We start from the raw sequence: 12,743 nt of genomic DNA, 5'->3' as shown, positions 1-12,743 counted from the left end.
GTAAAACGCTTATACGTTGAACGTATAAATGAAAATGCGATGAAAAGAGCTGAGCGTATAGACAGGGTGGAGTTAATGCGGACGTTTGTCCGGATAGTGGAGGCGGGTTCCCTCTCTGCGGCGGCGCGGCAGCTTGCAACCACCCAGGCCACGGTGAGCAGACGGTTACAGTCGCTGGAGACCATGCTGGGGGTGCGCCTGATACTGCGCACCACCCATACGACGCGGCTGACGGATGATGGCGAGCGCTGCTATCAGCACGCTCGTCGGGTGATTGACAGCTGGCTGGCGCTGGAAGATGAGGTGGGGCACACGGAAGATGAGCCCGTAGGCGTGCTGCGGGTGCGGGCACCCCACGCGTTTGGTCAGGACCAGCTTCTGAAACCCGTAACCGAATTTTTGCAACGCTATCCGCAGCTTTCGATTGAGTGGATGCTCAACGATCGGTCGGCGGACTTCCTCGGCGACAACCTTGACTGTGCTATTCGGGTGGGCGTGGAAGTCGATCCGGCGACCGTATCCGTGCTGCTGGCGGAAGTGCCGCGCTCGGTGGTGGCTTCTCCGGCGCTTCTGGCCCGTTTTCCGACGGTTACCACGCCGGAGGATTTGCAGCAGTTTCCCTGGATAGCGATTAGCTCTTTCTACCAGCGCCATGTGGAGCTTTTTCACGATGCATCACCTGCCACCGCGCGAGTGGCGATTACCCCACGCCTCAGCACCGATAGCCTGTATGTCGCACGCAATACGGCGCTCACCGGCCTTGGCGTGGCGGTGGTATCCAGCTGGACGGTACAGGATGATATTCGGGAAGGGCGGCTGGTGCATTTGCTGCCAGACTGGCAGCCAGCGGCGTTACCGGTGCATCTGGTTTACCCCTGGTCCCGTTATTATCCGGCACGCTTGCGGCGTTTTCTGGAGCTGATGCGGCAGGTCATGCCGGAGGTCACCGGGATGAGAAAGCCCGTGCAGCAGCCATAAAAAAAGCCGACCCTAAGGTCGGCTTTTTACTTTCAGAGTCGTTATTCGACAGACTGCGGACGCGTTGCCGGTGCGGTCGCCTGATGCGTTGCACTGTGGCCGCCTGCAGCGCCTTTACCGTCAAAGTTGAACTCCGGGCGTACCCAGTCACTGTGACGCGGGGCTTCAGGCACGTAATCCGGCGCCGGGGCGCGCGTCATTGGTGCTGTCGCCACGTGGGCAGCGGCTGGCGCAGAAACAACCGGCTCAGGTTTCACTTCAGCCGCTTTCGGTTCTTCGACAACCGGTTCAACCTGAATCTCAACGTCCTGAACGACTTCTTCAGTGGTGGTTTCAACGAGGGTTTCAGCGGTGTCTTCCACTGCGGCTACAGGTTCAGCCTCTTCAGCGACTTCCTCAGCCACCACGGCATCTTCTTCGGCGATAAGCTGCGGTGCGGCATCAACCGGCGCGGCAATCACTTCTGGATGGGTGGTTTCAACTTCCACTGCGTGAGGGGCTTCAGTTTCAACAACCTGAGGTTCAACCACGGTTGCCGCTTCAGTCACGACGTCTTCTACCGCTGCTGCCGGTGCAATCACCTCTTCGGTTACAGGCTGTTCTTCAACAACCTGCTCCGGGCGAGCAACCGGGTAGCGGATCCAGACTTTACCGGAGGCCATTTCTGGTGAAGCACAGGCAATGGTCAGCGGCATTGGAGACTGAGTCGGGTAGCGCTCGTCACGATAGCGACGGCGGCGCTGGCCGCTGACGCGCAGATGACGTGGAGAACGGCGTGAACGGCGCGGCATACCGGCGTTATCACGGTTTTCACCGTTATCATCCTGCTCAACGTTGTTTTCAACGACCGCTGGCAGATCAACTTTCGCCAGCTGCGTACCGGTTGTGCTCTCGCTGGTTTCAACCGCGACAACGGCTGACTCTTCGGTTACTTCAGAGGTGAAGCGAACTTTCTGAGCAAGCTGGCGCTGCTTGCGACGCGGCATAACCTGAGTACGTTCTTCCTGCTCGCCGTCCTGCTGTTCAACAGGCTCTTCGCGGTTCAGGTTTTTGACTTCCTGCTGTGCCTGACGCTTCTCGTCGTTACGACGACGGCTGCGTTCACGGCGCGGCTGCTGGTCATCACGCTGTTTGCTCTTCTCGGACTCATCGCCCGCCTGCTGGCGAATTTCACGATCTTCAACATTCGGCTGTTGTTTCTCGCGACGGTTGCGACGGTTGTCTTCGCGTTGCTCGCGGCCTTCGCCATTCTCAGAGCGATTGTCACGGTTGTCACGACGCTCGCTGCGGTCATTACGGTCATTACGGTCATTACGGTCGCTGCGGTCGTTACGATCGCGGCGGTTGTTTTGACGCTTGCGACGGTCCTGCTGACGCTCTGGTTTGGCCGCTTTAGGCTCTTCTTTCGGCTGCTCTGGCTGAACGTCATCTTCAGCAAACATCTTCTTCAGCGCGCCAAAGAAGCGGCTCAGCAGACCCGGCTGTGCAGGCTGGCCTTTCGCTGCCGCTACTTCTGGTTTCTGCGCCTCAGGTTTGGCAGCAGGTTTTTCCAGCGCTGCTTCCGGTGGCGCTTCTGGCATGATGAAGGTCGCTAACGCAGGCTGCTCTGGCAGTTTGCGCTCTGCAGGCTCTTCATCGGATGGCAGGGCCATCTCTTCTTCATGCAGCTTCGGCAGCAGGTAACTGAGGGTGGTCGTCTCTTCGCCCTTACGCACACGCAGCACGTGATAGTGTGGGGTCTGCATCTGGTCGTTTGGCACGATGATGCAGCGAACGCCGCCCTGACGCGCTTCAATCGCACTTACCGCTGCACGTTTTTCGTTAAGCAGGTAAGAGGCAACGGGCACAGGCACAATGGCGTGAACCTCTTTGGTGTTCTCTTTCAGCGCTTCTTCTTCAATCAGACGCAGAATGGAGAGGGACAGAGATTCGTTATCACGCACGGTACCGGTGCCGGAGCAGCGCGGACAAACGTGATGGCTGGACTCACCGAGAGACGGGCTCAGACGCTGACGGGACATCTCCAGCAGGCCAAAGCGTGAGATATGGCTAATCTGGATACGCGCCCTGTCCTGACGCACCGCTTCGCGCAGGCGGTTTTCAACCGCACGCTGGTGGCGTACAGGGGTCATGTCGATGAAGTCGATAACAATCAGACCACCCAGGTCGCGCAGGCGGAGCTGGCGGGCGATTTCATCAGCGGCTTCGAGGTTAGTGTTGTAGGCGGTCTCTTCGATATCGCCACCGCGCGTTGCACGCGCGGAGTTGATGTCGATAGCGGTGAGCGCTTCAGTGGTATCGATGACGATAGAACCGCCAGAAGGCAGACGCACTTCACGCTGGAAGGCGGACTCAATCTGGGATTCGATCTGATAGTGGCTGAACAGCGGGATTTCACCGGTGTACAGTTTAATTTTGCTGGTGAAATCCGGACGACCCAGCGCGGCGATGTGCTGGCGCGCCAGCTCAAGCACTTTCGGGTTATCGATCAGAATCTCACCGATATCCTGACGCAGATAATCACGGAAGGCACGCACGATAACGTTGCTTTCCTGGTGGATCAGGAACGGAGCAGGGCGGCTTTCCGCTGCTTTCTGAATGGCTTCCCAGTGCTTCAGACGGAAGCTCAGGTCCCATTGCAGCGCTTCGGCTGATTTGCCTACGCCTGCGGTACGCACGATAAGCCCCATGCCATCAGGCAGTTCGAGGCTTGCCAGCGCTTCTTTCAGCTCGGTACGGTCATCACCTTCGATACGGCGAGAGATGCCACCCGCACGCGGGTTGTTAGGCATCAGAACCAGATAGCTCCCTGCCAGGCTGATAAAGGTGGTCAGTGCGGCACCTTTGTTGCCGCGCTCTTCTTTATCAATCTGAACGATAACTTCCTGACCTTCACGCAGAACATCTTTGATGTTTGGGCGGCCATGGGCGTTGTAGTTTGCAGGGAAATATTCGCGGGCGATTTCTTTCAGAGGGAGGAAACCATGACGCTCAGCACCGTAATCGACAAATGCAGCTTCAAGGCTTGGTTCAATGCGGGTGATTTTACCTTTGTAAATGTTCGCTTTTTTCTGTTCGTGTCCAGGACTTTCGATATCCAGATCGTACAGGCGCTGCCCATCCACAAGGGCGACACGCAACTCTTCTTGCTGAGTTGCGTTGATTAACATTCTTTTCATCGTAACTTACTCGTTATTCTTACATTGACGACAAAGCTGCGGGCAAGGTGACGCTTTCCGGGGTATGAACCGATGGCCTCGTGTCTGTTCACGTCGCCAACCTCACGGTTGTCGCTCGCTTAAGAGGCGCAGAGTGTCGGTTGCCTGTGCTTCATACGGAAACACAGCGCAATTATCAGGGGAATTGCCTGGGTAGAACTCTCCAGAGAACAATCCTTATACCGGGAAGTACTGCAACCCGCAGCCCGCTAACTGCCTGAAAGATCAATACGTCTTACGCCATTGCTGCGTGGATGATCGGTCAGACAAAATTGGTCATTCCGTCAACATCCTTACTTAACCAGGATTTAACACGGAAAACAGCCTCATTATTCCACTGCTCGCCGGGTTATAGCAAGATGACTTTTACCAATTATCACCCGGTTACTCACAGTTTCTTCACTTCAGAACGGCGATTGGTTTAATAACCACCAAATCGGTTGCGCGAAACGGGAAGCTGGCCGGATAAAAGTAAATATAAGCATAGAAAAATGAGTGGCGCTAATGGCTGACGATATTTAGAATCGCCAACCATGAAAACAGAGACTCCAGCCGTAAAAATGGTTGCTATCGCCGAAGATGACGCGGGGCAACGTATCGATAACTTTTTGCGCACCCAGTTGAAAGGTGTGCCAAAGAGCATGATTTACCGCATCCTGCGTAAGGGCGAGGTGCGGGTTAACAAAAAGCGCGTGAAGCCCGAGTACAAACTCGAGGCGGGCGATGAAGTGCGTATTCCGCCGGTGCGCGTTGCGGAACGTGAAGAAGAGACCGTTTCCCCGAAGCTGCAGAAAGTGGCGGCCCTGAGCGATGTGATCCTTTACGAAGATGACCACATTCTGGTGCTCAATAAACCGTCAGGAACGGCTGTCCATGGCGGTAGCGGTCTGAGCTTTGGGGTGATTGAAGGGCTGCGAGCCCTGCGCCCGGAAGCGCGTTTCCTTGAGCTTGTGCACCGTCTTGACCGTGACACCTCTGGCGTACTGCTGGTGGCGAAAAAGCGTTCTGCGCTGCGTTCGCTGCATGAACAGCTGCGTGAAAAAGGGATGCAGAAAGATTACCTGGCGCTGGTTCGCGGCCAGTGGCAGTCCCATGTAAAAGTGGTGCAGGCGCCGCTGCTGAAGAACATTCTGCAAAGCGGTGAACGTATTGTCCGTGTGAGCCAGGAAGGGAAACCGTCTGAGACGCGCTTTAAAGTTGAAGAGCGCTATGAGTTTGCCACGCTGGTGCGCTGCAGTCCGGTGACCGGTCGTACCCACCAGATCCGCGTGCATACGCAGTTTGCAGGGCACCCAATCGCCTTTGATGACCGCTATGGCGACCGCGAGTTTGATAAGCAGCTGGCGGGAACGGGACTGTCGCGTCTGTTCCTGCATGCGGCAGCGCTGAAGTTTACCCATCCTAATACGGGGGAAGTCATCCGTATTGAAGCGCCGCTGGATGAGCAGTTGAAACGCTGTCTTAAGGTTCTGCGCGGCTGATTATGAGCCGGGTGGCGCTGCGCTTACCCGGCCTACGAAACCCGTAGGCCCATGCAAGCGAAGCGCCGCTGGGCAAAAGTCACATGGTCAGCGGATTACACTCTTCTCGTCTTAACATCTGACACAAGGCAATCAGCGGTAACCCCACCAGCGTGTTGGGATCGCGACCGTCCAGCTTGTCGAACAGTGCAATTCCCAGTCCTTCACTTTTAAAGCTTCCTGCGCAGTTCAGCGGACGTTCCCGTCGCACATAGTCCATGATCTCTTGCTCGCTGAGATGGCGAAAATGCACATCGAAAGGCTCGCACTCCGTTTGCAGATGACCGGTGGCGGAGTTATAGAGCGCCAGGCCGGTATAAAAGGTCACGATAGTGCCTCGCGCACGCAGAAGCTGCTGGCAGGCGTTCTCCTCCGTATGGGGCTTGCCGGTGATTTCGCCGTCCAGCACGCAAACCTGATCGGAGCCTATAATCAAATGTGCGGGATAACGTGCGGCCAGCGACTGCGCTTTCTCCTTAGCAAGACGCGTTACCAGATGACGCGGTGACTCGCCCCGCTGTGGCGTCTCATCAACCTCTGGTGCGGCGCATTCAAACGGGATCCCGAGCTTTTCCAGCAGCGTTCGGCGGTAGGGTGAAGTGGAAGCAAGGACGAGATTTGGCATATTTTTATCACCAGATATAGCGTATCGATGCCAGCCATTTTAAACTACAGGCCGCAATGTGTGCGAATAATTGGCAAAAGGCAGCTCTGGTTGCCTTTTTCTTTGACTCTATGACGTTACAAAGTTAATATGCGCGCCCTATGCAAAAGGTAAAATTACCCCTGACTCTTGATCCGGTTCGTACGGCTCAAAAACGCCTCGATTATGAAGGTATCTATACTTCCGATCAGGCTGAGCGTATTGCCGAATCCGTAGTCAGTGTGGACAGTGATGTAGAATGCTCCATGTCGTTCGCTATCGACAACCAGCGTCTCGCCGTTTTAACCGGTGATGCAAAGGTGACGGTAACGCTCGAGTGTCAGCGTTGCGGGAAACCGTTTGTACAGCATGTTCACACAACGTATTGTTTCAGTCCGGTTCGTTCTGACGAACAGGCTGAAGCACTCCCGGAAGCGTATGAGCCGATTGAGGTTAACGAATTCGGTGAAATCGATCTTCTGGCTCTGGTTGAAGATGAAATCATCCTCACCTTGCCAGTGGTTCCGGTGCATGATTCTGAACACTGTGAAGTGTCCGAGGCGGACATGGTCTTTGGGGAACTGCCTGATGAAGCGCAAAAACCAAACCCATTTGCCGTATTAGCCAGCTTAAAGCGTAAGTAATTGAGGAGTAAGGTCCATGGCCGTACAACAGAATAAACCAACCCGTTCCAAACGTGGCATGCGTCGTTCCCATGACGCGCTGACCGCAGTTACCAGCCTGTCTGTAGACAAGACTTCTGGTGAGAAACACCTGCGTCACCACATCACCGCTGACGGTTTCTACCGCGGCCGCAAGGTTATCACTAAGTAATCACGCGCAAGCGTGATTAGGCTTAGTGAGGATTTCCCCGTGCAAACGGGGAATTTACCGAACCAGGCTGCGACGATACCTTGACACGTCTAACCCTGGCGTTAGATGTCATGGGGGGCGATTTTGGCCCTTCCGTGACAGTGCCTGCAGCATTGCAGGCACTGAATTCTAATTCGCAACTCACACTTCTTTTAGTCGGCAATCCCGACGCAATCACGCCATTACTCGCAAAAGCTGACTTTGAACAACGTTCGCGTCTGCAGATTATTCCTGCGCAGTCAGTTATTGCCAGTGATGCCCGACCCTCGCAGGCTATTCGCAATAGTCGTGGCAGCTCTATGCGGATAGCGTTGGAGCTGGTGAAAGAAGGGCGAGCCCAGGCCTGCGTTAGCGCGGGGAATACCGGCGCGCTGATGGGGCTGTCGAAATTACTGCTCAAACCTATTGAAGGTATTGAGCGTCCGGCGCTGGTGACGGTGTTACCGCATCAGCAGAAGGGCAAAACGGTGGTGCTCGATTTGGGCGCTAACGTCGACTGTGATAGTACTATGCTGGCTCAGTTTGCCGTGATGGGATCGGTGCTGGCAGAAGAAGTCGTCGGGATCAACACTCCCCGTGTTGCGTTACTGAACATTGGTGAAGAAGAGACCAAAGGCCTGGACAGCATTCGCGAAGCGGCTGAATTGCTCAAACAGGTTCCCTCCATCAACTATATTGGTTATCTCGAAGCCAATGAGTTGTTGACGGGTAAAACGGATGTTCTGGTGTGCGATGGCTTCACCGGAAATGTTACGTTGAAGACCATGGAAGGGGTCGTGCGCATGTTCCTTTCTCTGCTGAAATCTCAGGGAGAAGGCAAAAAAAGCGCCTGGTGGCTAATTTTATTGAAGCGTTGGTTACAAAAGAGCCTGACGCGGCGATTCAGTCACCTCAACCCCGACCAGTATAATGGCGCCTGTCTGTTAGGATTGCGCGGCATCGTGATTAAGAGTCATGGCGCCGCCAATCAGCGAGCATTTGCTGTCGCGATTGAACAGGCAGTGCAGGCGGTGCAGCGACAAGTCCCTCAGCGGATTGCCGCTCGCCTGGAATCTGTATTAGCTAAAAGTGACTGAGCGTACATGTATACGAAGATTTTAGGTACCGGCAGCTACCTGCCAAAACAAGTGCGTACCAACGCCGATCTGGAAAAAATGGTAGATACGTCTGACGAGTGGATTGTCACGCGCACAGGTATCCGTGAACGTCGTATTGCCGCGCCAGACGAAACCGTGTCGACCATGGGTTACGAAGCCGCACAGCGTGCTATCGAAATGGCGGGCATTGATAAAGAACAGATTGGTTTGATCGTGGTCGCCACGACGTCTGCTACGCATGCTTTCCCAAGCGCGGCGTGCCAGGTGCAAAACATGCTCGGCATCAAAGGCTGCCCGGCGTTTGACGTCGCTGCCGCGTGCGCAGGCTTCACCTATGCGCTGAGCGTTGCCGATCAGTACGTGAAATCCGGTGCCGTTAAATATGCGCTGGTGATCGGTGCTGACGTGCTGGCGCGCACCTGCGATCCAACCGATCGTGGAACGATCATTATTTTTGGTGATGGTGCGGGCGCGGTGCTGCTGGGGCAGTCCGAAGAGCCGGGTATCATCTCGACGCATCTGCATGCTGATGGCAGCTACGGCGAACTGTTGACCCTGCCTAACGCCGATCGCGTTAATCCGGACAACTCGATTTTCCTGACTATGGCAGGGAACGAGGTGTTCAAGGTGGCGGTGACCGAGCTTGCACACATCGTTGATGAAACGCTGGAAGCGAATAACCTTGAGCGCTCCGCGCTCGACTGGCTGGTGCCGCATCAGGCGAACCTGCGTATCATCAGCGCGACCGCGAAAAAGCTCGGCATGTCGATGGATAACGTTGTGGTGACGCTGGATCGTCACGGCAACACCTCTGCGGCGTCGGTACCGTGCGCATTTGATGAAGCTGTACGCGACGGGCGAATCAAACGGGGCCAGCTGGTCTTGCTTGAAGCCTTCGGTGGCGGGTTCACCTGGGGTTCCGCGCTGGTTCGTTTCTAGGATAAGGAATTAAAAATGACGCAATTTGCTTTTGTGTTCCCGGGCCAGGGCTCTCAAACCGTTGGGATGTTGTCTGAAATGGCAGCACACTATCCGGTAATTGAAGAGACTTTCCGTGAAGCTTCTGATGCACTGGGTTATGATTTATGGGCGCTGACCCAGCAGGGGCCGGCCGAAGAACTGAACAAAACCTGGCAGACCCAGCCAGCGTTGCTGACCGCGTCCGTTGCGCTGTGGCGTGTCTGGCAGCAGCAGGGCGGTAAAGCGCCAGCGCTGCTCGCGGGTCACAGCCTGGGTGAATACTCTGCGCTGGTGTGTGCCGGCGTGATCGCGTTTGCTGACGCGGTACGTCTGGTTGAACTGCGCGGCAAATTCATGCAGGAAGCGGTGCCGGAAGGCACGGGCGGCATGTCTGCCATCATCGGTCTGGATGATGCTGCAATTGCAAAAGCGTGTGAAGAATCCGCTGAAGGCCAGGTTGTCTCTCCGGTAAACTTCAACTCGCCGGGCCAGGTGGTTATCGCTGGCCATAAAGAAGCGGTTGAACGTGCCGGCGCGGCCTGTAAAGCTGCGGGTGCTAAACGTGCGCTGCCGCTGCCTGTTAGCGTGCCGTCTCACTGTGCGCTGATGAAGCCTGCTGCCGAGAAACTAGCGGTTGAGCTGGAAAAAATTGCGTTTAACGCACCGACGATTTCCGTTGTGAACAACGTCGATGTGAAATGCGAAACCACGCCGGAAGCTATCCGTGACGCGCTGGTTCGCCAGCTCTACAGCCCGGTACAGTGGACCAAAACCGTTGAGTTTATGGCCTCTCAGGGCGTTGAGCATCTGTATGAAGTCGGCCCAGGTAAAGTCCTCACCGGTCTGACGAAACGTATTGTTGACACCCTGACAGCCTCGGCGATTAACGAGCCGGAAGCAATGTCAGCGGCACTCTCGCAATAAAAGAGGAATACCATGAGTTTTGAAGGAAAAATCGCCCTGGTCACTGGCGCAAGCCGCGGTATCGGGCGTGCAATTGCTGAAACACTGGTTGCGCGCGGCGCGAAGGTGATTGGTACAGCAACCAGCGAGAATGGCGCTCAGGCCATCAGCGAGTATCTGGGTGCAAACGGTAAAGGTCTGGTGCTGAATGTGACTGAACCTGCATCTATCGAATCTGTTCTGGAAAATATTCGCGCAGAGTTTGGCGAAGTGGATATTCTGGTAAACAATGCCGGGATCACTCGCGATAACCTGTTAATGCGAATGAAAGACGACGAGTGGAACGATATCATCGAAACCAACCTGTCATCTGTATTCCGTCTGTCAAAAGCGGTAATGCGCGCTATGATGAAAAAGCGTCATGGTCGTATTATCACTGTCGGTTCTGTGGTTGGTACCATGGGAAATGCTGGTCAGGCTAACTACGCTGCGGCGAAAGCAGGCCTGATTGGTTTCAGTAAGTCGCTGGCGCGTGAAGTTGCGTCCCGCGGTATTACGGTAAACGTTGTTGCTCCGGGCTTTATTGAAACGGACATGACGCGTGCGCTGACTGATGAGCAGCGTGCGGGTACGCTGGCGGCAGTTCCGGCGGGTCGTCTTGGCGACCCTAAAGAAATCGCCAGTGCGGTTGCATTTTTAGCCTCTGACGAAGCGGGTTACATCACTGGTGAGACCCTCCACGTCAACGGCGGGATGTATATGGTTTAACCACGATGAAAAATATTTGCGTTATTAGGGCGAATGGCCTCAAAATAACGTAAAATCGTGGTACGAACTGCCGGGATTTAGTTGCAAATTTTTCAACATTTTATACACTACGAAAACCATCGCGAAAGCGAGTTTTGATAGGAAATTTAAGAGTATGAGCACTATCGAAGAACGCGTTAAGAAAATTATCGGCGAACAGCTGGGCGTTAAGCAGGAAGAAGTTGTGAACTCCGCTTCCTTCGTTGAAGACCTGGGCGCAGATTCTCTTGACACCGTTGAGCTGGTAATGGCTCTGGAAGAAGAGTTTGATACTGAGATTCCGGACGAAGAAGCTGAGAAGATCACCACCGTTCAGGCTGCCATTGATTACATCAACGGTCACCAGGCGTAAGTGAACATCTCCAGGCGGTCATTCGACCGCCTGAGTTTTATCTTTTTTAGTCCCACGAATCTCTTTTTTTATCCCTCCCTGGAGGACAAACGTGTCTAAGCGTCGTGTAGTTGTGACCGGACTTGGCATGTTGTCTCCTGTCGGCAATACCGTAGAGTCCACCTGGAAAGCTCTCCTTGCCGGTCAGAGCGGCATCAGCCTAATCGACCATTTCGATACTAGCGCCTATGCAACGAAATTTGCTGGCTTAGTAAAGGATTTTAACTGTGAAGAGATCATCTCGCGCAAAGAACAGCGCAAGATGGATGCCTTCATTCAATATGGAATTGTCGCTGGCGTTCAGGCCATGCAGGATTCTGGCCTTGAGATTACGGAAGAGAACGCAACCCGTATCGGCGCCGCTATCGGCTCCGGGATTGGCGGTCTTGGCCTGATCGAGGAAAACCATACATCTCTGATGAATGGCGGCCCGCGTAAGATCAGCCCATTCTTCGTTCCGTCCACGATTGTTAACATGGTGGCGGGTCACCTGACCATCATGTTCGGCCTGCGTGGGCCAAGCATTTCTATCGCGACCGCCTGTACGTCTGGCGTACATAACATCGGCCAGGCCGCGCGCATTATCGCGTACGGCGATGCAGATGCTATGGTTGCGGGCGGTGCTGAAAAAGCCAGTACCCCACTGGGTGTCGGCGGTTTTGGTGCGGCGCGTGCGCTGTCTACCCGTAATGATAACCCGCAGGCGGCGAGCCGTCCGTGGGATAAAGACCGTGACGGCTTTGTGCTGGGCGACGGGGCGGGCATGATCGTACTGGAAGAGTACGAACACGCGAAAAAACGCGGTGCGAAAATTTATGCTGAAATCGTTGGTTTCGGCATGAGCAGCGATGCTTACCACATGACGTCTCCTCCTGAGAACGGTGCAGGTGCTGCACTGGCGATGGAAAACGCGATTCGTGATGCGGGGATTACCCCAGCACAAATCGGCTACGTGAATGCGCACGGCACCTCTACGCCTGCAGGCGATAAAGCTGAAGCTCAGGCGGTTAAGTCTATCTTCGGCGAATCTGCCAGCCGCGTAATGGTGAGCTCCACGAAATCCATGACCGGTCACCTGTTGGGTGCGGCGGGTGCAGTAGAGTCAATCTACTCCATCCTTGCGCTGCGCGATCAGGCTGTTCCGCCAACCATCAACCTGGATAACCCGGATGAAGGTTGCGATCTGGACTTCGTTCCTCACGAAGCGCGTCAGGTTAGCGGTATGGAGTACACCCTGTGTAACTCCTTCGGCTTCGGCGGCACCAACGGCTCTCTGATCTTCAAAAAGATCTGATCCTGTCGTCCCGATAGCATTTAAAAAGGTCCGCTTGTCGGGCCTTTTTTATTAAGCCT

12 protein-coding genes are annotated in these 12,743 nt (G+C 55.0%); 10 read left to right on the top strand and 2 right to left on the bottom strand.

Annotation, left to right across the window (positions count from 1 at the left end):
- Nucleotides 1-75 precede the first annotated feature (75 nt).
- Entirely contained in the window at nucleotides 76-978 is a 903-nt protein-coding gene (locus V4835_RS14955) for a LysR family transcriptional regulator (RefSeq protein ID WP_074147299.1), read from the top strand.
- A gap of 41 nt (nucleotides 979-1,019) precedes the next feature.
- On the opposite strand, the gene rne is transcribed toward V4835_RS14955, so the two are convergent.
- Complete coding sequence (gene rne, locus V4835_RS14950; RefSeq protein ID WP_331412641.1) at nucleotides 1,020-4,157, bottom strand: ribonuclease E; 3,138 nt, start codon at nucleotides 4,155-4,157, stop codon at nucleotides 1,020-1,022.
- Nucleotides 4,158-4,729: 572 nt separating this feature from the next.
- Here rne and rluC point away from each other — a divergent pair.
- Nucleotides 4,730-5,677, top strand: a complete 948-nt coding sequence (rluC, locus tag V4835_RS14945; protein WP_024909023.1) for a 23S rRNA pseudouridine(955/2504/2580) synthase RluC — start codon at nucleotides 4,730-4,732, stop codon at nucleotides 5,675-5,677.
- A gap of 79 nt (nucleotides 5,678-5,756) precedes the next feature.
- Here the strand turns inward: rluC and V4835_RS14940 are convergent, their stop codons facing one another.
- Nucleotides 5,757-6,341 carry a Maf family protein gene (locus V4835_RS14940; RefSeq protein ID WP_331412640.1) on the bottom strand — a complete coding sequence of 195 codons (585 nt, stop codon included), beginning with the start codon at nucleotides 6,339-6,341 and terminating at the stop codon, nucleotides 5,757-5,759.
- Between the two features lie 140 nt (nucleotides 6,342-6,481).
- Here V4835_RS14940 and yceD point away from each other — a divergent pair, with 140 nt between their 5' ends.
- The 8 genes from yceD (at nucleotide 6,482) to fabF (ending at nucleotide 12,684) form a co-directional block, all read left to right on the top strand.
- Complete coding sequence (yceD, locus tag V4835_RS14935; protein ID WP_014883375.1) at nucleotides 6,482-7,003, top strand: 23S rRNA accumulation protein YceD; 522 nt, start codon at nucleotides 6,482-6,484, stop codon at nucleotides 7,001-7,003.
- A 16-nt stretch (nucleotides 7,004-7,019) separates the two neighbouring features.
- A complete protein-coding gene (rpmF, locus tag V4835_RS14930; RefSeq protein WP_003857964.1) occupies nucleotides 7,020-7,193 on the top strand; it encodes a 50S ribosomal protein L32 in 174 nt (57 codons plus the stop codon).
- 80 nt (nucleotides 7,194-7,273) lie between these two features.
- Nucleotides 7,274-8,308: a phosphate acyltransferase PlsX gene (gene plsX / locus V4835_RS14925; RefSeq protein ID WP_060568787.1), complete on the top strand. Its 1,035-nt coding sequence runs from the start codon at nucleotides 7,274-7,276 to the stop codon at nucleotides 8,306-8,308.
- Nucleotides 8,309-8,314: 6 nt separating this feature from the next.
- Nucleotides 8,315-9,268, top strand: coding sequence for a beta-ketoacyl-ACP synthase III (locus V4835_RS14920; RefSeq protein ID WP_032658014.1), 954 nt, complete (start codon nucleotides 8,315-8,317; stop codon nucleotides 9,266-9,268).
- Nucleotides 9,269-9,283: 15 nt separating this feature from the next.
- Nucleotides 9,284-10,213 (top strand): ACP S-malonyltransferase, encoded by a 930-nt coding sequence (fabD, locus tag V4835_RS14915; protein ID WP_331412639.1) that lies wholly within the window; start codon nucleotides 9,284-9,286, stop codon nucleotides 10,211-10,213.
- Nucleotides 10,214-10,225: 12 nt separating this feature from the next.
- Nucleotides 10,226-10,960, top strand: a complete 735-nt coding sequence (gene fabG / locus V4835_RS14910; RefSeq protein ID WP_008500795.1) for a 3-oxoacyl-ACP reductase FabG — start codon at nucleotides 10,226-10,228, stop codon at nucleotides 10,958-10,960.
- A 154-nt stretch (nucleotides 10,961-11,114) separates the two neighbouring features.
- The gene (acpP, locus tag V4835_RS14905; protein ID WP_003857954.1) at nucleotides 11,115-11,351 is read left to right on the top strand and encodes an acyl carrier protein; all 237 of its coding nucleotides are present in this window, start codon (nucleotides 11,115-11,117) and stop codon (nucleotides 11,349-11,351) included.
- 91 nt (nucleotides 11,352-11,442) lie between these two features.
- The gene (gene fabF, locus V4835_RS14900; protein ID WP_023335279.1) at nucleotides 11,443-12,684 is read left to right on the top strand and encodes a beta-ketoacyl-ACP synthase II; all 1,242 of its coding nucleotides are present in this window, start codon (nucleotides 11,443-11,445) and stop codon (nucleotides 12,682-12,684) included.
- The last annotated feature ends 59 nt before the right edge of the window (nucleotides 12,685-12,743 follow it).

Source organism: Enterobacter cloacae complex sp. CARB60, from assembly GCF_036487345.1.
Classification (GTDB): Bacteria; Pseudomonadota; Gammaproteobacteria; order Enterobacterales; family Enterobacteriaceae; genus Enterobacter; species Enterobacter asburiae_D.
Note: the sequence above shows the minus strand (reverse complement) of the source record. Positions and strands in the feature narration are given on the sequence as shown.

Excerpts from the sequence above, each read along its gene's own strand:
- V4835_RS14955 (WP_074147299.1), top strand. The coding sequence starts at position 76 with ATGCGGACGTTTGTCCGGATAGTGGAGGCGGGTTCCCTCTCTGCGGCG.
- rne (WP_331412641.1), bottom strand. The coding sequence starts at position 4,157 with ATGAAAAGAATGTTAATCAACGCAACTCAGCAAGAAGAGTTGCGTGTC.
- rluC (WP_024909023.1), top strand. The coding sequence starts at position 4,730 with ATGAAAACAGAGACTCCAGCCGTAAAAATGGTTGCTATCGCCGAAGAT.
- V4835_RS14940 (WP_331412640.1), bottom strand. The coding sequence starts at position 6,341 with ATGCCAAATCTCGTCCTTGCTTCCACTTCACCCTACCGCCGAACGCTG.
- yceD (WP_014883375.1), top strand. The coding sequence starts at position 6,482 with ATGCAAAAGGTAAAATTACCCCTGACTCTTGATCCGGTTCGTACGGCT.
- rpmF (WP_003857964.1), top strand. The coding sequence starts at position 7,020 with ATGGCCGTACAACAGAATAAACCAACCCGTTCCAAACGTGGCATGCGT.
- V4835_RS14920 (WP_032658014.1), top strand. The coding sequence starts at position 8,315 with ATGTATACGAAGATTTTAGGTACCGGCAGCTACCTGCCAAAACAAGTG.
- fabD (WP_331412639.1), top strand. The coding sequence starts at position 9,284 with ATGACGCAATTTGCTTTTGTGTTCCCGGGCCAGGGCTCTCAAACCGTT.
- fabG (WP_008500795.1), top strand. The coding sequence starts at position 10,226 with ATGAGTTTTGAAGGAAAAATCGCCCTGGTCACTGGCGCAAGCCGCGGT.
- acpP (WP_003857954.1), top strand. The coding sequence starts at position 11,115 with ATGAGCACTATCGAAGAACGCGTTAAGAAAATTATCGGCGAACAGCTG.